We start from the raw sequence: 21,982 nt of genomic DNA, 5'->3' as shown, positions 1-21,982 counted from the left end.
TCTCCAGCGCTGGACGCAAAAATTATATCAAAAAAAAATTAAATAAAGTTAAAATTATTCTTATCTTATGCTTAAATTGTTAAATTTAATATTTTATGATATTTTATTGAGTAAATAAGTAACATTAATTGATTGTATCTTTTAATTAACATAAAAATTATTTAGTTTATTATATAATATTTTATAATTTAATTTAAAGTAGAAGTAAAGATGTTAGGATTGTTAACTAGTTTCAATAAATATTCAAATGAAGACCTAATAAAAGAGCTAATAAATCCTCAATTTAATATAGAATATATAAATAAAATCTATACAAAATCTAATATAGATTTAAACTCTTTAACTTATAATAATGAACCAATACTAATTTCTTGCTGTAAAAAAGACTTATATAATTCTTGTTTATGGTTGTTAGAAAATAAAATTAATTTGGAACTTGAAAATAACTTAAAAGAAAGTGCAATTTTTTATGCAATCTATTCAAGAGATACTAAGATTTTAGAAACACTAATAGACTTTGGAGCTAATCTAAATCATCTAAATAATAAAAATAGAACCGTTCTCCAAGAATCAATTCATAACTCAAATAATACAGTTATTAGATTTCTAATACAAAAATCTACTATGCTTACTAATTGTGATAACAATGGGAACAATGTCTTATTTGATGCAATTATAAATGGAAATATAAATATAATTAAAAAGATAATCTCTTTAAAAAAGATTGATATAAACCATAAGAATAGCAATGGTGATACTATTTTACATTTAGGAAATTCTTTAAAAAATATTGATTTAGCTTTATATTTATTAAACCAAGGTGCTGATCCAACTATAGTAAATGGGTCTCAACAAAGTTACCTATTTTATATTATTACAAGAGGTATTTCTGGAATTAACTTTATCAAAAGAGCAAGTGAACTAAATTTTAATTTAAATATAAAAAATAGTGAAAATAAAAATATTTTAATGAAAGCAGTTGAACACTTTTTACAGATTTGCAATACTTCAAAAAGAGACTCTCAAGCTGAACTTATAAAAGAATTAGTTCATCTAAATATAAATGTTCAAGCAATAGATAATAAAAATGAAACTATATTTTTTAATATTACAAGAAGTTTTGATAGAGATTTAATACATTATCTATTAAATAATTTAGAAAAATTAAATTTAAACAGGCAAAATATCGATGGTCTTACAGTATTATCGATTTTAGTTTTAAGTGGAATAGAAAACTATGATTTAATTAAGCTATATATTGAAAAAGGTGCTAAACTAGATTATAAAAATAAACAAGGAAAATCAGTAATTGAAGTTTTAATAGATATAATTTTACATATTGACAACAATTTATTTTTAGAAGATATCTATAAAGATAGTTTAGTATCAACTGCTCAATATAAAGATATTTTAGAGTTATTAATAAAAAACTATACTATAAACATTAATAGTTTGAATTCAAAAGATGAACCACTATTTTTTCCACCTTTATTAAATTTCAATATATCTTTATTTAAAATTTTAAGAACAAAAAATATAAATTTAAACTCAAAAGATATAAGTGGTGATAATATTGTTTTTAGACTTTTAGAACAAGATTTAATAAAAAAGTATGAGGATAGAAGAGTTCTATTAGTTACTTTAAAAAATCTTATAAATGCGGGAGTGGATGTAAATAGTCGAAATGATAAAGGGATGACTACTCTAGAGTTTTCAATATTAAATGATAAAGAAGATATAGTAAAACTTCTTCTTAATCTTAGAGTTGACTGTACTTTTGTAGATGAAAAAGGTAGAAATATCATACATACAATGATTTTTAAAGATAAAGAACAGTTTATAAAACTTATTGCTACATATAATGGTGAAATATTAAACCAAGCAGATTCTTTTGGTGTAAAACCTATAAATTATGCTGCATTTATGGGTAAAAGAAGTGTCGTTTTAGAGATGATTGAATTAGGTGCTTCTATAAATAACCCATACAAGAAGTCACCAAATATTTTAAATTTTTTACAAAGATATCATAAAAACATTTTAAATATATCTTTTGATGTACAAAATAAAAGTGACAAATCAAATTTAGATAGACTAGCAGAAAATATGATTTCTGAGTTTGATATAGAGATTTCAAAAAAATGATTAAAAATTTTCACTTAAATGATTTTAGTGAAAATAGCTTCGATACTTCAAAAATATTTAAAAAAACTTATCTGGATTACTTAAAAAGTGCAAATACTGATGATAGTAGACTATTTTTTAAAAAACATACAAAAAATATTGATAAATTTTTGTTTCAAATATTTTCTTATATAAGTTCTAATATTACAATAAATCGTTTTGTAAGTTTTATTGCTTTAGGCTCTTATGCTAGAGTTGAATTATGTTTACATTCCGATATAGATATTATGATTTTATATAAAAATAGTAACTCTTATGATATTGCGCAGATTATAGAAAAGTTTGTTGCTTTTGCATGGGATTGTGGTTTAAAATTGGGTTTAAGAGTTGTAAATATTAGTGAGATAGAAGAACTTTATGACTTAGCAGCAGATGATATCACAATCAAAACTTCTCTTTTAGAATCAAGACATATTTTTGGCTCAAAAAGAATTTATCAAGATTTTGAACTTTTTGTAAGCAATCTTAGGCAAATAGATAAAAAGAAATTTATTCTAGAACAGCTTACAACTCATACAAAAAGATTAAAAAAATACCCTTTAGATATGCAAGTTAATTTAAAAGAAGGATATGGTGGGATAAGAGAAGCAAATATGCTTTTTTGGATATTAAATGTAGTTTATGATGTACAAAAAGCAAAAGAATTAGTAGGGATTAAATTTAATTTAAATGAATATAAAAAATTTACACAAGCCTTGGATTTTATATTTCAAGCACGTAATACATTACATACAATTAATAAAAAGAAGGTTGATACTATAACTTTTGATATTCTTCCTGAATTTAGCAAAAAACTTAATTTTAAAAATGAATTTGAGTGTATGTATAAAATATTTTTATCTCTTCATATAGTTCACAATTTTCACTCAAATATGAGTTCAAAATTTGTAAAATCTATCTTTTTTGAAAAAGAAAATTTAAAAAATTTAAAAAGTAATAGATATAAAAAAGGTATCTATATCATAGAAAGTAGACTTTATTGTTCTTTTAATAGAAAGGCTATAAAACTATCAAGTTTATTGAAAGAGATTTTAAGTTTTCCACAAAGTGTAAATGGATTTGATAGATCCTATGTATACTTTGCTAGTCAAACAAAAATACCAAAAAAAATTAATCAATCAATTAAAAAAGATATAAAGAATATACTATCAAATGAAAATTTATATGCTATATTAAAACTTTTTTATAATAGTGAACTTATCAATATTTTAATCCCAAATTTTAAAAGAATCCTAAATTTAGCACAATTTGATGGATATCATAGACATCCTGTTGATATTCATTCCTTACAAACTTTAAAATTTGTTTCACAAATAGAAGATGAATTCATCAAAGATATTTATATTAATTTAAATAAAGATGAAAAAATAATAACAAGACTTGTAGCATTATTTCATGATTTTGGTAAAGGAAGAAGAAAAGATCATCATATTATTGGAGAAAATATTTTTAAAAATATTATGAAAAATTTTGGCTTTGAAGAAGAACTTATAAAAACTGGTGCAAATATTATAAGATATCATGATCAAATGTCACGAATATCAATGAATGAAGATATATACTCTCAAAAAACTATTTTAAATTTCATAGGACTTTTTAAAAATATTAATGAAATAAAGATTTTATATATTCTTACATATTGTGATATTTGTGCAGTTAATAAATATCTTTTTAATAATTCAACATCAGAACTTCTAAAAGTTTTATATAAAAAAAGTATTCTAGCTTTTAAAGATCCAGAACTTATACGTGCAAGTATTACACGAGTATCAAAATTGAATCGTATAAAAACTTTAACAAATTATCAAGATCTACCAAACACTTTAAAAAGAAAAATATCACAAATATCTTCAACTCAAATATTTTTAAGGCTTAAAAGTAGTGATATCTTAGATATAGCAATTAAAGCAAAAGATGTATCAACTTATACCTTTGAAATTATTAATGAAAGCTATTTAAAAATTAGAATTACTAGAAAGATACCATTAAATTTAGGATATTTACTAGGAAAACTTAAATATCTAGATATGAATAGTATGAATATCTTCAAGTTATATGATGAGAAAAAGATATTTGAAATATCTTTTTCAAAAAAAGCCTTAGATGAAGAATTATATTTAATAGAAGAGATTATAAATGAATCTTTTGATATGAGTAAAACTATAACACTAAAAAAACCGATTATTCATAGACAAAATATAAAAATAGATTGTGATCATAGTGAAGGTATAGCTTCTATGAAAATAAAAACAAAAGTTCAACAAGGTTTATTTGCTTATATTGCAAAAGTTTTTGATGATTTTGGGATAGAAGTAGAAAGTTCAACACTAACTACTTCAAAAGGGGTTGCTAGAGATTTACTTTTAATAGAAAAAAATGGTAATTTTTGCAAAAATCAAGAAAAAATTTTGAATTTAATTTGTATATAAAAATCAAACTAAATTTTTTGCACAATTTCCCATAAAATCTTCATGTTCTAAATTTGCTCCATTGCTTATTAAAAATTTTATACTATTTTGTTTTTTATATAAAAGTGCATATATAAGTGGAGTTGAATTAATTTCATCTATCATATCTATATTTAAACCACAATTTTTTAAACATCTTAAAACTTTAACATTATCAAGATAAACTGCAAAATTCATTGCTAATAAATTTGGACTTACATAAAGGTTTATTCTTAAATCAACTAAAGCTTTTATTACATCAGTTTTATTCTGTAATATTGCCCAATATAAAGCATTTCTACCATTAAAATCTCTACTATTTATATCTAAAATGTTTAAGGAAAACATCTTAATAAGAATATCCCAACTATTACTTTCAATAAGATTTGTAAAAATTTCTTGTGAACTTTTCTGATTTAACCTATTCCCTAAAATTATATTACTACACATCTCCCACCCCTTTATATTAATAATGAATATCGTAATATATAAATCTTTAAAGTTTGTTTAAATTCTAATATTTTTATAATATTTTGATAAAATAAAATAAAAAAAGGATGAGAAATGGAATTTGGACTATTTTTAAATTTTCTAGGATTTTTCTTTACTGCCGTTTTACTAGTAATAGCTTTTCTTTATTTATATGCAATTGTTACTCCATATGATGATTACAATTTAATATTCGAAGAAAATAATATAGCAGCAGCTTTAGGTTTTGGTGGTGCAATTATAGGAGTTTCAATACCTCTTTATAGTGCATTAGAACACTCTGTATCTTATATAGATTTTACTATATGGGGAATTGTTGCTATTATTATTCAACTTGTATTTGCATTTATTGTTACAAGAATTGGGGGAAAATTGTCTTTTAATGAAAAAATAAATAAAGGTGTAATTTCTGTAGGTATTTTAATGGCATTTTTATCAATATCTATTGGATTACTAAATGCTGGTTCAATGAGTTATTAAACTCATTGAATTTTATAAAAACTCTTTAGCTTTTACATAATCTTTTTTACCACTTCCTAACTTTGGTATTTCAGATACTATTTTTATACTTTCTGGGATTGCTAATTTATTATCAAATTCTTTAATCATTTTTTCTTTTAAATTTATTATAAAATCTTCATCTACATTAGAAATAAGTAAGATTATTTTTTCTCCTTTTTTTTCATCGCTTGTAGAAAGAGCAATAAAATCTAAATTACTATCTTCTACTATTTTAGAAATCTTTTCCTCAACTAATCCCAAACTTATCATCTCTCCACCAATTTTAGCAAATCTTGAATATCTATCAACAATAGTTAAAAAACCATCATTATCAAGTTTACCTTTATCTCCAGTGATATAATAAGTTCTCCCTTTTATAGTTCTTAAAACTTTTTTTGTCTTTTCTTCATCATTTAAATAACCTTTCATAACCTGAATCCCAGAGATTAAAATCATTCCTTCTTCATTTGCTTTTAACTCTTCAAAGCTATCAGGATCAACTATTTTTATATCAGTTCCGGGAATTGCCATACCAACAGTACCTAATTTTTGCCCTACTTGTACTTCAAAAGTTTCTGAAATTTTATCAGGAAGATTACAACAAGCAACAGGAGAAGTTTCTGTTGTACCATAACCTTCTAAAATATCTTTTCCAAACTTCTTTTTAAATTCAAAACGTACATCTTCTCTTAATTTTTCTGCACCTGCAATAACAATTCTTAAGCTATCAAACATTAAAGGATGAATTTTTGTATTTCTTGTATAAAGTCTAAAAAATGTTGATGTTCCACACATAAAAGTTGCTTTATGAATACTAGCCATTTTTGCTACACCTAAACCATCAGTTGGATCAGCAACTGCAACACATTTTATTCCTTCAATTAATGGTAAATACGTAGTTACTACTATTCCGAAAGCATGAAAAAGAGGAAGAGAGCCTAATATTACATCATCTTCATTTACATTTAGAATATTTGCAATTTGTTCTGAATTTCCTAAAATATTATCCCCACTTAATTTAACACCTTTTGGAGTTCCTTCACTTCCTGATGAAAAAAGTATTATAGATGTATCATCTTTTTTAGTTTTTGTTAGATAAAGCATTTTTAAAATAGCTACTGGTAATAAATTAATACTAAAATATATTGCTAAAGCTTTTAATTTATTGATTTTCTCTCTTTCTTCTTCAAGTAATATAAGTTCAGTATCTTCAAAAATTTCTAATATTCTTATACCTTTTGATTCAAGTCTATCTAGAAATTTCTTTGAGCTTATTATATTTTTTATTCCTGCTGTTTTTATAGAAATTTTTAAACTTTCAATTGATGATGTATAATTTAAATTAACTGCTGTTTTACCCATCAATAAAACCATATAATTTATAAATGCACCTGCACTACTTGTAGGTAAAAGTATTCCAATATTATGCGATTTTATCTGTTTCTTTAATAATTTCTTAAATAAGATAGACGCTGTTAGAAATCTAGTTCCACTTAATGTAGCTCCTGTATTATCAGAAAATATAGTATCATTTGAAACTTCTTTTAATCTTTCAAAAACAACTTCATTTAAAGGTTTCATAGATTTTATATGCTCACTCCAAGCTTGATTTGATAATGTAAACACTTCATTTTTTATACTTATTGTATTAGCATCATTTTTATTCATCATTCTAGAAAAAGAAACTGTTACTCTATTCATTTTTTTTGAATCTTTAAATTTCTTATTTGCTCTACTAAACATAGATTCCCACAATCCTCTAATATAAAAAGGGATAACTTTTATATCTTCATTTGTAGTAAATTCTAATATTTTTTCAAAACCTTTTTTGAATTCTCCTAAATGTCCATTTCTAGTAATTGCACCTTCTGGAAAGAGTACTACCATATTTCCATCATCTAGTTCTTTTGCAATAGTTTGCATAGCTGATTTACTAGATATATTTGAGATTGGTATTGCTTTAAAAATTTTTAAAAGCCAATTTATATACCATTTTTCATATATTGTTTTATCCATTACAAATTTTACTTCTCTTGGTACTGCCATCAAAATAATAGCCCAATCAATCCAAGAGATATGATTTCCTAAAAGTAAAACTCCTCCATGAGAAGGAATATTCTTTATTCCATTTACTTCAAGTTTATATTTTAAACCAACAATAGATTTTAAAAATAATAAAAGTAAAGATTGTGGCAATTTATATATTGTATAAATTGAACCAATTACAATAATAAAAAAAATCAAATAGATAGTATTAAGTGGATCTAACTCATAAAAAGAAACTATTGTAGTAATACACAGCATTAAAAACATAAATAAAGATTGGAACCAATTATTTCCAGCTAAAATTGTTCCTAGAAGCTTTTTCTTTGCATTAAATTGTATTAATGAATTTAAAGGAACAACTAACATTCCTCCAAATATACCAAATACTAAAAAAGTAATTACTAATACAAATGGTGTTTGTACAATTGTTGATAAATAAATCATCAATGCCATTCCTAGAAAAGATAAAGGAATAGTTCCAATCTCAATATAAAATTTTGATAATCTTGAGTAAATTATTGCTCCAATAGCTATCCCTACTCCTGAAGTTGCTATAATTCCATTTATTATAAAAACATCTGTAATATGTAAATACATTTTTGCAAAAGATGGAAAAACTGCAATCATACCTTGAGAAACTCCGAAAAATACAGATAATCCAATTACAGATAAAAATATAACATTTTGTGAATATATATTTTTTATATTTTTTATTAATAACTTACCTCTAAAAAAATCCTGCTTATCTAAAGTTAATGTTTCACTTTTTACATAATTTGTACTAACTCTTCTCAAAAATGAAAAAGATACAATCATCTCAAGAAATGCTATTGGCAAAATATAATAAGCTAATGGCAATAAAGCATTTAGTAATTCATCTTTTGAATTAATGCTCCCAAGATTATTAGAATTATAAAAACCCTCAAATACAAAAGAAGTAACTCCAATAGCAAATAATATCGCTATTATTGATATAGTCTGAATAGCAGCATTTCCTCTTGATAGATTTTTTTTACCATAAATATCAAGTATAATTCCTAGTTTTGCTGGACCATAAATAGCACTTTGAATTGCTAATAAAAATAATCCTAACATTGCAAAGTAGAAATTACCACTTATATATGCAACTATCATTAAAATTGATAATAAAAAAGAAGATAATGCTCCATATACTAAGATATCTTTTTTATTATATTTATCAGATAAATATCCACTAAATGTAAACAATAATAAAAAAGGAATAATCAATAATGCATTTATTATAGATACCCAAATAACTTGAGTTGAACCATCAAAAATTTTAAAAGCTATATTTTGAAGAAGAACTTTATGTGATACGTCAACAACAGCATTACAAAAAACTACAAATAAAAATGCCGTTTTTATCATTATTAAACTTTTTATTTCCTTCATTATATACCTTTTTAAGCAATTTGTTTTAAATTTATTTCAAAAAATTCTTTTAATGTTTCATTTAATATTTGAGAGTTTTCAGGAATATCCATAGGATTACCTATTATAACTTGACAATTAAAAGGGACAAATAAAGCTTCTCCTTTTGGTAAAGCATTTCCTAAACCTTGCATAGCAATAGGAGTAATGGTAATATCTTGTTTATCCTTTAATAAATAATATAATCCTTTTTTCAATCTTGCCATCTGTTCTGGTTTTCCTCTACTCCCTTCAGGAAATAGAATTAAAATTTCTCCATTATCCAATGCTTTATGAGGTTCTTTAAATAAATCTTCTTGCAAACTAGAACCACTTCTATCCAAAGGAATAATCCCTATACAATAAGTAGAAATCCATGACATAAATCTATTTTTCATAAAATAATCAGATGCTGCAATAGGACGAACTTTTTCTATTATATTTAATGGATATAAACTCATGATTACTAAAGTATCTAAATGACTATTATGATTAGGAGCGATAACTGCTCCACCGATTTTTGGTAGATTTTCTCTACCTCTAATATTTAATCCTAAAACTACAAAAACTACTGGTTTTATAATTAGAGCAAAGAATAAAATTTTAACAATTCTTTTCATTTTAGTAACTCACATAATATAAAAAATGAAAGAATACAGGCGCAGTATACATCAAACTATCAATTCTATCTAAAATACCACCATGACCAGGTATAAATGTTCCAGTATCTTTTATACCAATATCTCTTTTAACACTTGAGATTACAACATCACCAAAAAATCCTATAAAAGATATAATAAATCCTGCCATAAAACCATAGGACATATCTAAAGGTGTTAAATATGGAGCTACTATCCCTGAAATTAAAGTTACTGTAAAAACTCCTCCTAAAAATCCTTCCCAAGTTTTATTAGGACTAACTTTTGGAATTATTTTATGCTTTCCAAAAAGTTTTCCAAATACATATTGTGAAACATCATTAAATTGTGTCATTATTAATAAAAATAGTACTGGTCCTATACTTCCTGCTAAAGTATTATGTACAGGTAAAGCCATCAAGTAAGCAATATGACTTACACTAAATACTGTTAACATAGTTGCCCATTGAATAATACTAGCTGATTTTATAAAACCACTTGTTTCTCCAATCAAAACTAACCTTATAGGTATAAATAAGAATAAGTAAACCGGAATAAATATAATAAACATTCCATACCAACCAATACTAATCCAATAATATTGTAGAGGAATTGATAAATAAGCCCAAAAGATAGCTCTTCTATCTACATATCTAACTGAAACTATTGATAAAAACTCTTTTAGTGCTAAAAAAGATAAAAATGCAAAAAATACTAAAGCAGATTTTAAACTAATACTTAATGCTAAAAAAACAATAGCAATCATCCACCACCAAGATTTTATTCTTAATCCCAATTCATTAAAATCTCTATTTGGATTATTTACTTTTTTATACTTATATATTAATGTAGCTATAACTAAAATAATAATTGTACAAATCATAGCATATAATGAATGTTGAGCAATATTAAACATTATTTTCCTTCTAATGTATTATAAATAGTTTTTATCCTATTAATTATTGTCAAAAAAGAACCAATTACAATTATAAATAAAGTAAATGTTAAAATATAATCTGTTCCAAAAAACTTAAATTCAAATGGGGTACAAATAAGAGATATTGTTAATACAGCCATTCTATGTTGTTTTGCCATAGGACCTTTAAAACAACTTCCAGCATTTATACTAGTTCCTAAAACTCTTACATAAGCTGTTAATGCTGCAAATAATGCTGCTATATATCCAAGTTCGATTGCAAAAGATATACTAGAAACACTATATCCCAAAGCTATAAAAAGTAAACTATCAGAAATCCTATCTGGAATATCATTAAATAATTCTCCTGACTTTGTACTTTTTCCACCTTCAAGAGCAACCATTCCATCAAATAAGTTACATAATAATCGAATTTGAATAAATAATGCACCCAAAATAGGAAATATCCAAATAGTAAAAAAATTATCATTTGAAATAAATAATATTAATATAGACGCTATTAAAGAAGCAACTATACTAGCAATAGAAATTTGATTTGGTGTAATATCTTTTTTACTTAAATAACTTGCAAATCTTTGACTTAAAATATTTCCTCTTACTTTCAAAGGTCTTCTATTATCTTCCATTATTTTCCTTTATTTGTGATTCTTTATATCTTTTTGCAATAAAAATAGAGAATATAAAAGCTACAATAATAGTAGGGGAAATAGTATAAAATATATTTTGAGTATTTATTATTAAATGCCCAATATAAACTATACTTGATGTTACCATAACTGTTAAAGTTGCTATTGTATAAATTGAACTATTCTCAAATATTTTATTGAAAACAATTATTAATTGTACCATAAAAATTGTTATTAAAAAGCTTGCTAATCCTTGGAAAAATGATGATATATACCTATTATCATATTCATAATTTACAAAATATGTCCAACTACTCCATAAAATAAAAGCCAAAATTGCTGATAAATATTTCTCTTTTTTTATCACTCTCTTCCTTTATAAATTTGATAAGTTTTTATAAATAATTAAATATATTTACTTACATAAAAAATATTTAGTTATAGTTAAGTTCAAATTATGTTGATTAAAGTCAAATTTTTTTAACTACTTTTTGATACAATTGATATCTAATTTTTATTATAAGGTTGCAAATTTTGGAAAGTAGTGTCAAAAAAAGAGACTGGACTTATTATACAATAAAAAGTTTAGCCTTTTGGGTTATCGTTGGTATTATTGCTGGTATTGTTGTAGGGTATGTTAATCCTGCGTTAGGAGTAGAAGCAAAGCCTGGTATTGATTGGTTTATAAGAATTTTAAAATGGCTTGTTGGACCAATTATTTTCTTAACTATTATTTATGGAATAGTTAGCCTTGAAAATTTAAAAGAACTTGGTTCTTTAGGATTTAAAGCTTTCATTTATTTTGAAATAGTTAGTACATTTGCTTTAGCAATTGGTGTTCTTTTTGGTAATTTATTAAAACCAGGAGATGGAATGGATCTTGATGTTTCACATCTTGATACAAAAGGTGTAGAGCAATATACTAGTGTAGATCCAGACAAAGTTGGAGATATTTGGGAAATACTTAAGAATGCCATTCCAACAGATCCAATAACTCCATTTTTAACAGGTCAAACACTTCAAGTTTTAGTTATGGCTTTAAGTTTAGCTATATTAATTTCTCTTTTTGGAGGAAAACACAAACCTAAAATTTTAAAACCTGTTGAAGTTGCTCAAAACTTTTTCTTTAAAATTTTAGTTATTATTATGTGGTTTTCTCCAATTGCTAGTTTTAGTGCTATGGCATTTTTAATTGGTAAATTTGGTATTGATACTTTAATAAATATGGCTAGTCTTTTAGGTGTTATGCTTATTTCTGTTCTTGCATTTATTTTTATTGTTTTAGGTATTATTATGGCTTTCTTTAAAGTTAATATCTTTAAATTTATGAGATATATACAAAAAGAAGTACTTATAGTATTTGCTACAAGTTCAAGTGAATCAGCACTTGCTCCACTTATGAGAAGATTAGAAGCTGCTGGAGTAAATAAATCTGTTACAGGATTGATTTTACCTACAGGATATTCATTTAATCTTGATTGTACAAATATATACCTTGCTTTATCAATCATTTTCTTATCACAAGCATTTAATATTCCTCTAACATTAGAACAACAACTATTTATAATTATTATTTTGATGGTTACATCAAAAGGAGCAGTTGGAGTTACAGGTTCTGGATTTATTGTACTTGCAGGTACACTTGGTGCTATGGGAGGAGCTATTCCTATGGTTACTGTTGCAGTGTTACTTGGTGTTGATAAATTTATGTCTGAAATGAGAGCTGTTGGAAATCTATGTGGAAATGCTGTTGCTTCAGTTGTAGTTGGAGCATGGGATAAAAAGATAGATATGAAACAATTCAAATATGCTTTAGATAATCCAGATAAAATAGAAAGTACTATTTGATATAATTAAATAGGTAAGACAAAGTCTTATCTATTTTTTATTTATAAACTAAGTAATACAATAAATAATACTGGAATTGTAACTAAGAATCCAAATTTACTATATTGTAAGAAACTTATTTTCACCCCTTTTTTAGTTAAAACATAAAGCCAAAGAAGTGTCGCTAAACTTCCAAATGGTGTCATTTTTGGTCCTAGATTACAACCAATAATATTTGCATAAATCATAGCACTATTTCCAATATCTTTTAATGCTATATCCATAATCATAATAGTTGGTAAATTATTCATAAAAGCACTTAAAAATGCTGCTATAAATCCTGTTCCTACAACTGCAATAGTATCACCTTTTAGTGCTAAATAGTGCAATATTTTTGCTAGTTCATCTGTTAATCCAGCATTTTTTAGTCCATAAACAACAATATAAAGCCCTATACTAAACCAAACAATTTGCCAAGGTGCTTCTTTTATTATCTTTTTTGGCTCTACAGATTTTGAAAAACTTGCTATTATTAAAAATATTATTGCTCCACCTAAAGCAAAAAATGAGATAGGAATATTATAACTATCACTTAAAACATAGGAACTTAGTAAAAATAGTAAAAAGATCCATGAAAAATAGAAAAGTTTTATATTTTTTATTACACTTTTTGGCTCTTTTAAAAGTCTAATGTCAACTTTTTTCGGAATATCTTTTCTTAAAACTAACCATAAAACTAAAATTGAAATAAAAACACTTACAATAAATGGAATAATCATATTAAAAAAATACTCAACAAAGCCTATATTAAAGTAGTTTGCAGTTACTATATTTGTAAGATTTGAAAATACAAAAAGAAGCGATGCACTATCACTTATAAACCCACCTGCAAGTAAAAAAGCTATTATAGTTTTGTTGCTTAATTGTAAAATTTGCATTTTTGCTAGTAAAATTGGAGTTAAAATAAGTGCTGCTCCATCATTTGCAAAAAGAGCTGAAACCAAAGCACCAAGTAAAATAGAGTAGATGAACATTTTTAGTCCACTTCCATTTGAAAACTTTGCCATTTTCAAAGCACACCACTCAAAAAATCCTATCTCATCTAAAACCAAAGATAGTATAACTATTCCAATGAAAGCTAAAGTTGCATCCCAAACTATATTTGTAACATCTAGAACATCATTGAAATTTACAACCCCAAAGACTAAAGCAACAATTGCTCCAATAATCGCACTTGTTCCTATTTGAATATTTTTTGGTTGGATTATTATAAATAAAAGAGTTATTATGAATATAGAGATTGATAAAATCATATTTTATCTTCATACATTTCCATTATTTCATCTTTTAATGTATAAATATATGTTTCTATCTCTACTTCATCATATCTTTCTACAATTATAGGAGTTCTAATAAACTCTTCTCCTTCAAAAATATCAAGATTCTCCCAATTATTTATCAAATTATCAGAATAAAATAAAAACCCATGAATAGTATCATCTCCCATTTCAAGCCTAATACCTGGATAACCCATACTAGCACTCCAACCAGCATCTATCAACTTCCCTTTGACAGTGGCAGGAACAAATTTTCCTACAATATTTTCTAAAACATAAGCATTTGGACAGTTTGGCATAAGTGTCCCATAAACAAAAAGTGATTCTTTCAAGAATTTTCCTTAAGGATAAGAAGAGATAAAATGAGATTTTCTCATTTTATCTTTATTTTGAGTTTTTAAAATCAGTTACAATTTTTTCTTTTAGTTTATCAACTGTAAATCCAAACTCTTCAAAAAGTTCAGAAGCTGGTCCACTAGCTCCAAATGTATCCATTCCAAATACAACATCAGCATATTTGTAATATTCAAGTGCACGCGCTGCTTCAACTGCATAAACTCTTGTATTTTTACATATGATTTTTTCTATATATTCTTTATCTTGTTCTAAAAGTAAATCAAAGCAAGGAACAGATACGACATTTGCAATTATTCCTTCTTCTTCAAGATTACAAGCAGTTTGTAAAGCTAAGGTTACTTCACTACCACTTGCCATAATTGTAATATTTGCATTATCTCTTTGTTTTAAAAGATATCCACCATTTACTACATTTCCATAAGCTTTTTCATCTTTTAAAACTTTTAAACCTTGTCTTGAACAAACAAATGCCGTAGGAGCTCTCATTTTTAAAGCTATTTTCCAAGATTCAATATTCTCTGTTGCATCTGCTGGTCTAAATGTATAAAAATTTGGTAACGCCCTAAATTGACTTAAATGCTCTATTGGTTGGTGAGTTGGTCCATCTTCTCCAACTCCAATACTATCATGTGTCCAAATAAAATGTTGAGGAATACCTGCAAGCGCTGCAATTCTAGCACTTGGTTTTAAATAATCACTGAATACAAAAAATGTAGCACTATAAACTCTAAATAAACCATATAAATTCATAGCATTTGTAATAGCTGCCATTGCATGTTCTTTGATACCAAAATGTATATTTCTTCCATTTGGAAAATCACCTAGATCTTTTAATTCTGTTTTATTTGATGGTGCTAAATCTGCACTTCCACCTAAAAAACTAGGAATAGATGCAGCTATTGCATTTAAAATTTTATGGTTTGAATCTCTTGTAGCTACACTACTTCCTTCTTCAAAAGTTGGATAAACAATACTATCAAATTGTGGATTTTGTAATTCATCTATTTTTGATCTTGTCTCTTTAGATAAACTTTCATTCCAACTATTTTGTAAAGTTGAACCAACAATTAATTTATCAAAAGCTCCTTTTACATCTGCACTTACTGCAAATTCTTCATCAGGATTAAATCCAGCTTTAATTTTTGCTTGTTTTATCTCTTCAACTCCTAATGGAGCACCATGAGAATGATGACTTCCTTCTAATGTAACTGCACCTTTTGCTATAACAGTTTTTGCAATAATTAAAACCGGAGTTTTTGCAGTTTTTGCTTGAGTTAAAGCTTTATCAATTTGATCAAAATTATGTCCATCTATTTCTATCACTTCAAAATCAATAGCTTGAAATCTTTTCTTTACATTTTCACTCCAAGCGATACTAGTATCACCTTCAATAGTTATAGAATTTGAATCATAAATAATAACAAGGTTATCCAATTTTAAATGTCCAGCAGTTGCACATGCTTCATAAGATATACCTTCTTGTAAGTCTCCATCTCCACAAAGGCAATAAACTTTATGATTTATTACATCTTTACTTAAAATATTTTGTGCATAAACTCCAGCCATTGCAAAACCAACAGCATTCGCTATACCTTGTCCTAAAGGACCAGTTGTTATCTCTATTCCATGAGTATGTCCGTATTCTGGATGACCTGGTGTTTTTGAACCAGATTGTCTAAAATTTTTCATATCATTTATAGATACATCAAATCCCCATAAATGTAATAAAGAATAAACCAACCCAGTAGCATGTCCTCCTGAAAAAACTAATCTATCTCTATTTAGCCATTTTTCATCTGCTGGATTTATATTTAAATGTTTACTTAAAACTGTTGCAATATCTGCTAATCCCATGGGAGCACCAGGATGTCCAGAATTTGCTCTTTGTACCATATCTGCAGCTAAAAATCTAATTGTATCTGCTTGTTTTTGTAGTAGTTGTTTTGACATGATTATCCTAATTCGTGAGTGTTTTTTGAAATTTTACAATGATTATATCCAAACTATGTTTAATATTTTTTAGTTTCAAATAAGAATTTTAATTTTATAATTGCTAAAAAAGAATCAAAATGACAAACTCTCAAAATAAAACAATTTGGATTTTAATTATATCTTCATCACTTATTTTAGCAATTACTATGGGAGTTAGACAAAGCTTAGGGCTTTTTATTGCACCAATTAACTCTTCAACTTCGCTTGATATTGTATCTATAAGTTTAGCTCTTGCTATTGGGCAACTTATTTGGGGAGTAGTTCAACCAGTTTTTGGAGCAGTTGCAGATAAAAAAGGCTCTTTTGGAGTTTTAGTTTTTGGTGCATTACTAATGTTTTTTGGTTTAGTTCTAACTCCTTTTATATCTTCAGAATTTTCACTAATTCTTACTTTAGGATTTTTGGTAGCAGCAGGTGCTGGTGCAGGAAGTTTCTCAATACTTATAGGAGCAACAGCAAAAAATCTCCCAAGCGATAAACGCTCTTTTGCAGGAGGTTTTATAAATGCAGGAGGTTCATTTGGACAATTTATTTTTGCTCCTATTACCCAAGCTATTATAAATGGTTTTGGTTGGATTTACTCTATGTTAGCTCTTGCTTTTTCTACACTATTAACAATTCCTTTGGCAAAATTTTTGACAAATCAAGAAAAAAAAAAGAAAGTAAACACTGTACAAGAAAATGATACAAGACTTAAACAGCAGTTAATAGTAGCTTTAAAAGATAGAAGTTATATCTATTTGCATTTAGGTTTTTTTACTTGTGGTTTTCATGTTGCTTTTTTGGTTACTCATCTACCACATGAAGTAGCTCTTTGTGGACATAGTGCGAATGTTTCAGCTTACTCGTTAGCTTTAATTGGACTTTTTAATATATTTGGAAGTTTATATGCTGGCTATTTAGGTACAAAATATAAAATGAAATATATTTTATTCTTTATATATACAAGTAGAGCTTTGATGATTATTACATATTTGCTCTCACCTAAAACTGAACTAACCTTTTATATTTTTTCTATTGCTATTGGTTTTACTTGGCTTGCAACTGTTCCACCAACAGCTGGAATTGTAGGAAAACTTTTTGGTACAAAATATTTAGCAACTCTTTTTGGATTAACTTTATTATCTCATCAAATTGGTGGATTTTTTGGTGCATATTTAGGTGGATTATTTATAAACAATTATGGTAATTTTACTTTTATGTGGTACTTAGATATAGCTTTAGCATTATTTGCTGGACTTATTAATTTACCTATAAAAGAAAAGTATATAAAAATATAAAATTATTATTTTATAAAATAATATAATTTTTATATTTAACTACAAAAAGGAACATTATCATAAGCAATTACCACTTTAAAGCTTCTAAAATAGTAAAATTAATACCTTATTAATAATTTTTTATTATAATAATGCATTTTATACACAAAGGGAAAAGATGTCTGTTAAAAGAAGATTACAAATTTTATCATTAGTTTTTATATTAGGATTAATAGTTATTGGATTAGTATCATTTAATAGTGCAAGAAGCATATCAAATGATTTAGATAGTATAGCAAGTGAAAGGATCCCTGCTTTATTAAGTTTATCAGATTTAAATACAGAAAGAATGTCTATTAGATCACAAACATTAGATGTTTTAACATTGGATTATAATAGTAACAATAAAGATAGACTGATTGAAATAGCAAATCAAAGAAAGAATAGTTGGGAAACAATAGACAAAAATTGGGCTGTTTTTCAAAGTATCCCTAGAAATACTGAAGCAGGTAAAAAAGCTGCAGCTTCACTTCAAAAAGCTTATGAAGATTGGAGAACAATCTATATTACGCTAGATGGTATAATTGCAAAATTAACTTCAAATACAAATTTAGAGACTCAACTAGAATTATATAAAGAGTATGAAGCTGTTGTAGAAAAAATGATTCCTATATCAAATAATTTTGGAAAACTTATGTCAGAACAAAAGAATAGAACATTTAACTTTTCATTAGAAATGGTTTCTGACTCTACTAAAAAAGCTAATAGCTCAGTTATACAAATTGCTATTATATTTATAATTGTAACTATTGTGGGGATGATTTTTACAATTTTAACTATAAATATGATAAATAACTCTTTAAAAAAAGTAAGAGATGGAGTTCTTGGTTTCTTTTCATTTGTAAATGAAGATACAAAATCAGCAACTTTAATTAATTTAAATAGTAATGATGAATTTGGTGAAATTGCTAAAGTTATTAATACTAATATAGAAAAAACTCAAATTTCAATTTTAAAAGATGATGAATTTATTCAAAATGTTGAAGAGTTTATAAAAGAGTTATCAAATGGGAATATGATAGCTAAAATTGAAAAAGAACCTGATACTACAAATTTAAAAACATTAAAAGTTTTATTAGTAAATCTTCAAAACTATTTAGAACATACAATAGCAAGAGATATAAACGTACTTTTAAGAGTTATTGATAGCTTTAAACAACATAATTTTACAGATAGATTTCCAAATCCATATGCAAAGGTATCTGTTGCTATGAATGAATTAGGAAATATTATTTCAGAGCTTTTAAAACAATCATATTCAACTGGATTAATGCTTCAAAATAGTTCAAATGAGTTATTAGATAATGTAAATACTTTAAACCAAAGTTCAAATGCAGCTGCAGCTAGTTTAGAAGAAACAGCTGCTGCTTTAGAAGAAATCACTTCAACTGTTGTAAGTAATTCAAACAATGTATCACAAATGGCAAGATACTCAAAAGAAGTTAGTGATTCAGCTAAAAAAGGTCAAAATTTGGCAAATCAAACAACGACTGCAATGGATGAAATAAATAATCAAGTAAATCTAATAAATGAAGCAATATCTGTAATAGATAATATAGCATTCCAAACAAATATACTTTCATTAAATGCAGCTGTAGAAGCAGCAACAGCAGGAGAAGCAGGAAAAGGTTTCGCAGTTGTAGCACAAGAAGTAAGAAATCTAGCAGCAAGAAGTGCAGAAGCAGCAAAACAAATAAAAGATATTGTTGAAAGTGCTACTTCAAAAGCGAATGAAGGAAAAGATATCAGTTTTGAAATGATAAAAGGATATACAGAACTCTTAGAAAATATTGAAAAGCAAACTCAAACAATCAATGAAATAGCAACAGCTTCAAAAGAGCAAGAAGCTGGAATAACTCAAATAAATGATGCTGTAACTGGACTTGATCAACAAACACAAAAAAATGCTAGTATTGCAGCGGATACAAAAGATATAGCAATAAAAGCTGATGAAATTGCTAGAAAAATAGTTGAAGAGTCTTCTTCTCAAGAATTTATAGGGAAAGAAGAAGTTGAAAATATTTATAAAAGCTCTTCAGTTCAAAAAAAAGTAGAAATAAAAAAAACAATTAAAGAAGTTGTTTCAAAGCCTAATAAAGAAATAAAACAATCATCAAAAGAAGATGAAGAATGGGAGAATTTTTAAAATAGGATTTTTCCTATTTTAAAAAAATATGAGTCAAGATTTTTTATACCTTATAAACAAAGAAGATTTAACACATGAAAATCTTTTTGAAAGTATATATCCAAATAAAACTATAAACTACTATTTGAGTGATGATTTTTCAGAAGAATTTTATATACAGCTTTGTTTTTTTGGATTTATTTCAACATCTGTAAATATAGAAGAACAAATATATTTACTCCCTGAAATTCAGTTTGAATACGCAGTTTTAGATTTTCATAATCTTCACATTAGTAAAAAAGTAAAAAAACTTATAAATAAAAATAACTTTAAATTCTTTATAAATAATAATATAGAAGCTGTCATATCAAAAATTAAAAGTTATCATAAAGATTCATGGATTGAAGAAAATTATGAGAATTTACTTTTAAGCTTAAAAAATCATAAAAAAACTAATTTTAATTTTGAACTTTTTTGTGTAGAATTATATGATCTTGAAGGCAACTTAATAGCAGGAGAAATAGGATATAAAATAAACAAAACATATACTTCTCTTACAGGATTTTCATCAAAGAATAAAAGCTATAAAGATTGGGGTAAGCTTCAAATGGTTTTACTAGGATTATATCTAAAAAATGAAAATTTCATTTTTTGGAATTTAGGACATCCATATATGCAATATAAGTTTGATCTAGGAGCAAAATTATACTCAAGAGAAGAGTTTTTAAATAGATGGTTAAAAGCTGTTCTCTAAAAATTTATTGATACATAAAAACTAAATTCAAATTCATTATGTCCATCACTAAAATCTAGTTTATCATATATAGCATAAGATGGTTTTGTAGTTGTTTCATATTCACTTTGAGGTAACCACTCATGATAAACCCATTGAATAAAAGGTAATAAATCTTCAGATCTTCCTTTCAAATCAAACTTTGCATATACACCTTCAGCTATCTTAAATTTTGGTAACCTATCACTTTGAACATTTTCATCATCATCTACAATAATACAAGCAATATATTGACAATCACTAAGTGGTGTAATAGTAGGATTATCATGAAAAAGTGCAGCTCTTTTATAAGAAGTTATATTATTTGTCAAAACCCAAGTTTGTAATTTTTGCCATGTTGCTTCTATATTTCTATTATATCCTTGATTCCTAATATAATAACTCTCTATAAAAGGTCGTTTTACTATTGTTGGTACAATATTATGAAAATCTGCTGTTGATTGCATAGCAAATCTTGATGTGCTAATAATTTTATTTGAGTAATCCTTATATCCACCATTTTTCCACTCTTTTGGACTCATTCCAAATCTATCTTTAAATATTTTTATAAATGATGACTGTGAAGAGTAACCACAAGAATTTACAATATTTGAGATAGTTGAATATTTATTTGTTAAAAGTAAATTTGAAGCTTTTTGTAGCCTTATTGATTTTATACTTTCATAAATATTTCTTCCAAAAATTTCTTTAAATATCCTATGCATATGAAATTTACTAACACCCAAATCTATACTTAATTCTTCTATATCAATGTTTGTATCGATATGTGTATAAATATAATACATTATATCATTTGCAATTTTTGTTCTTTTTTCTAAGGTCTCTTTTTTCATAAAGCTATTTTAGCTAATTCTAGCTAAAATTAGCAATATCTAACAATTTATAAAGCACTTAAAAAGAAGAAGAATTTATAAAATTTTCATAGAATAAGCCTTT

At 25.8% G+C, this 21,982-nt stretch carries 17 protein-coding genes; 7 read left to right on the top strand and 10 right to left on the bottom strand.

Annotated elements, in window-relative coordinates:
* The first annotated feature begins 210 nt into the window (after positions 1-210).
* The gene (locus ALANTH_RS01155) at positions 211-2,142 is read left to right on the top strand and encodes an ankyrin repeat domain-containing protein (RefSeq protein WP_026807228.1); all 1,932 of its coding nucleotides are present in this window, start codon (positions 211-213) and stop codon (positions 2,140-2,142) included.
* Positions 2,139-4,610, top strand: a complete 2,472-nt coding sequence (locus ALANTH_RS01150; protein ID WP_026807227.1) for a [protein-PII] uridylyltransferase family protein — start codon at positions 2,139-2,141, stop codon at positions 4,608-4,610. Before ALANTH_RS01155 ends, ALANTH_RS01150 begins: the two co-directional genes overlap by 4 nt.
* 3 nt (positions 4,611-4,613) lie before the next feature.
* Here the strand turns inward: ALANTH_RS01150 and ALANTH_RS01145 are convergent, their stop codons facing one another.
* Entirely contained in the window at positions 4,614-5,078 is a 465-nt protein-coding gene (locus ALANTH_RS01145) for an ankyrin repeat domain-containing protein (protein ID WP_026803037.1), read from the bottom strand.
* Positions 5,079-5,192: 114 nt separating this feature from the next.
* On the opposite strand from ALANTH_RS01145, the gene ALANTH_RS01140 reads away from it, so the two are divergent.
* Complete coding sequence (locus ALANTH_RS01140; protein ID WP_026807226.1) at positions 5,193-5,597, top strand: DUF350 domain-containing protein; 405 nt, start codon at positions 5,193-5,195, stop codon at positions 5,595-5,597.
* Between the two features lie 12 nt (positions 5,598-5,609).
* Here ALANTH_RS01140 and ALANTH_RS01135 read toward each other — a convergent pair whose 3' ends face one another.
* From ALANTH_RS01135 to ALANTH_RS01115, 5 genes are read right to left on the bottom strand one after another with little or no spacing between them, the layout of a single operon-like run.
* Complete coding sequence (locus ALANTH_RS01135) at positions 5,610-9,077, bottom strand: acyl-[ACP]--phospholipid O-acyltransferase (protein WP_026807225.1); 3,468 nt, start codon at positions 9,075-9,077, stop codon at positions 5,610-5,612.
* Positions 9,078-9,088: 11 nt separating this feature from the next.
* Positions 9,089-9,715, bottom strand: coding sequence for a lysophospholipid acyltransferase family protein (locus ALANTH_RS01130; RefSeq protein WP_026807224.1), 627 nt, complete (start codon positions 9,713-9,715; stop codon positions 9,089-9,091).
* Position 9,716: 1 nt separating this feature from the next.
* A complete protein-coding gene (locus tag ALANTH_RS01125) occupies positions 9,717-10,649 on the bottom strand; it encodes a phosphatidate cytidylyltransferase (RefSeq protein ID WP_026807223.1) in 933 nt (310 codons plus the stop codon).
* Positions 10,649-11,296: a CDP-alcohol phosphatidyltransferase family protein gene (locus ALANTH_RS01120; protein WP_228131096.1), complete on the bottom strand. Its 648-nt coding sequence runs from the start codon at positions 11,294-11,296 to the stop codon at positions 10,649-10,651. Before ALANTH_RS01120 ends, ALANTH_RS01125 begins: the two co-directional genes overlap by 1 nt.
* Positions 11,286-11,663, bottom strand: a complete 378-nt coding sequence (locus ALANTH_RS01115) for a hypothetical protein (RefSeq protein ID WP_228133175.1) — start codon at positions 11,661-11,663, stop codon at positions 11,286-11,288. The genes ALANTH_RS01120 and ALANTH_RS01115 overlap by 11 nt, the downstream gene beginning before the upstream one ends.
* 164 nt (positions 11,664-11,827) lie before the next feature.
* Here ALANTH_RS01115 and ALANTH_RS01110 point away from each other — a divergent pair, with 164 nt between their 5' ends.
* Positions 11,828-13,144, top strand: coding sequence for a cation:dicarboxylate symporter family transporter (locus ALANTH_RS01110; RefSeq protein ID WP_029888271.1), 1,317 nt, complete (start codon positions 11,828-11,830; stop codon positions 13,142-13,144).
* Positions 13,145-13,185: 41 nt separating this feature from the next.
* On the opposite strand, the gene ALANTH_RS01105 is transcribed toward ALANTH_RS01110, so the two are convergent.
* The 3 genes from ALANTH_RS01105 to tkt are packed head-to-tail and all read right to left on the bottom strand — an operon-like array spanning position 13,186 to position 16,767.
* Positions 13,186-14,436 carry an arsenic transporter gene (locus tag ALANTH_RS01105; RefSeq protein ID WP_026807220.1) on the bottom strand — a complete coding sequence of 417 codons (1,251 nt, stop codon included), beginning with the start codon at positions 14,434-14,436 and terminating at the stop codon, positions 13,186-13,188.
* Positions 14,433-14,792: a gamma-glutamylcyclotransferase family protein gene (locus ALANTH_RS01100; protein WP_026807219.1), complete on the bottom strand. Its 360-nt coding sequence runs from the start codon at positions 14,790-14,792 to the stop codon at positions 14,433-14,435. Before ALANTH_RS01100 ends, ALANTH_RS01105 begins: the two co-directional genes overlap by 4 nt.
* Before the next feature lie 52 nt (positions 14,793-14,844).
* Positions 14,845-16,767: a transketolase gene (gene tkt, locus ALANTH_RS01095; RefSeq protein ID WP_026807218.1), complete on the bottom strand. Its 1,923-nt coding sequence runs from the start codon at positions 16,765-16,767 to the stop codon at positions 14,845-14,847.
* Between the two features lie 119 nt (positions 16,768-16,886).
* On the opposite strand from tkt, the gene ALANTH_RS01090 reads away from it, so the two are divergent.
* From ALANTH_RS01090 to ALANTH_RS01080, 3 genes are all read left to right on the top strand, one after another.
* Positions 16,887-18,089 carry an MFS transporter gene (locus ALANTH_RS01090; RefSeq protein WP_172658485.1) on the top strand — a complete coding sequence of 401 codons (1,203 nt, stop codon included), beginning with the start codon at positions 16,887-16,889 and terminating at the stop codon, positions 18,087-18,089.
* Positions 18,090-18,246: 157 nt separating this feature from the next.
* Complete coding sequence (locus ALANTH_RS01085) at positions 18,247-20,274, top strand: HAMP domain-containing methyl-accepting chemotaxis protein (protein WP_026807216.1); 2,028 nt, start codon at positions 18,247-18,249, stop codon at positions 20,272-20,274.
* A 28-nt stretch (positions 20,275-20,302) separates the two neighbouring features.
* Positions 20,303-21,007 (top strand): hypothetical protein, encoded by a 705-nt coding sequence (locus tag ALANTH_RS01080; RefSeq protein ID WP_029888270.1) that lies wholly within the window; start codon positions 20,303-20,305, stop codon positions 21,005-21,007.
* On the opposite strand, the gene ALANTH_RS01075 is transcribed toward ALANTH_RS01080, so the two are convergent.
* A complete protein-coding gene (locus ALANTH_RS01075) occupies positions 21,004-21,879 on the bottom strand; it encodes an AraC family transcriptional regulator (RefSeq protein ID WP_026803023.1) in 876 nt (291 codons plus the stop codon). The two genes, ALANTH_RS01080 and ALANTH_RS01075, sit on opposite strands and share 4 nt — an antisense overlap.
* Positions 21,880-21,982 lie beyond the last annotated feature (103 nt).

The organism is Aliarcobacter lanthieri (assembly GCF_013201625.1).
Classification (GTDB): Bacteria; Campylobacterota; Campylobacteria; order Campylobacterales; family Arcobacteraceae; genus Aliarcobacter; species Aliarcobacter lanthieri.
The sequence above is the reverse complement of the archived record's forward strand: the minus strand, read 5'-3'. Positions and strand labels throughout refer to the sequence as shown.

Coding starts and splice junctions, on each gene's coding strand:
- ALANTH_RS01145 (WP_026803037.1), bottom strand. CDS start 5,078: ATGTGTAGTAATATAATTTTAGGGAATAGGTTAAATCAGAAAAGTTCA.
- ALANTH_RS01120 (WP_228131096.1), bottom strand. CDS start 11,296: ATGGAAGATAATAGAAGACCTTTGAAAGTAAGAGGAAATATTTTAAGT.
- ALANTH_RS01150 (WP_026807227.1), top strand. CDS start 2,139: ATGATTAAAAATTTTCACTTAAATGATTTTAGTGAAAATAGCTTCGAT.
- ALANTH_RS01130 (WP_026807224.1), bottom strand. CDS start 9,715: ATGAAAAGAATTGTTAAAATTTTATTCTTTGCTCTAATTATAAAACCA.
- ALANTH_RS01080 (WP_029888270.1), top strand. CDS start 20,303: ATGAGTCAAGATTTTTTATACCTTATAAACAAAGAAGATTTAACACAT.
- ALANTH_RS01140 (WP_026807226.1), top strand. CDS start 5,193: ATGGAATTTGGACTATTTTTAAATTTTCTAGGATTTTTCTTTACTGCC.
- ALANTH_RS01075 (WP_026803023.1), bottom strand. CDS start 21,879: ATGAAAAAAGAGACCTTAGAAAAAAGAACAAAAATTGCAAATGATATA.
- ALANTH_RS01155 (WP_026807228.1), top strand. CDS start 211: ATGTTAGGATTGTTAACTAGTTTCAATAAATATTCAAATGAAGACCTA.
- ALANTH_RS01135 (WP_026807225.1), bottom strand. CDS start 9,077: ATGAAGGAAATAAAAAGTTTAATAATGATAAAAACGGCATTTTTATTT.
- ALANTH_RS01125 (WP_026807223.1), bottom strand. CDS start 10,649: ATGTTTAATATTGCTCAACATTCATTATATGCTATGATTTGTACAATT.
- tkt (WP_026807218.1), bottom strand. CDS start 16,767: ATGTCAAAACAACTACTACAAAAACAAGCAGATACAATTAGATTTTTA.
- ALANTH_RS01090 (WP_172658485.1), top strand. CDS start 16,887: ATGACAAACTCTCAAAATAAAACAATTTGGATTTTAATTATATCTTCA.
- ALANTH_RS01105 (WP_026807220.1), bottom strand. CDS start 14,436: ATGATTTTATCAATCTCTATATTCATAATAACTCTTTTATTTATAATA.
- ALANTH_RS01085 (WP_026807216.1), top strand. CDS start 18,247: ATGTCTGTTAAAAGAAGATTACAAATTTTATCATTAGTTTTTATATTA.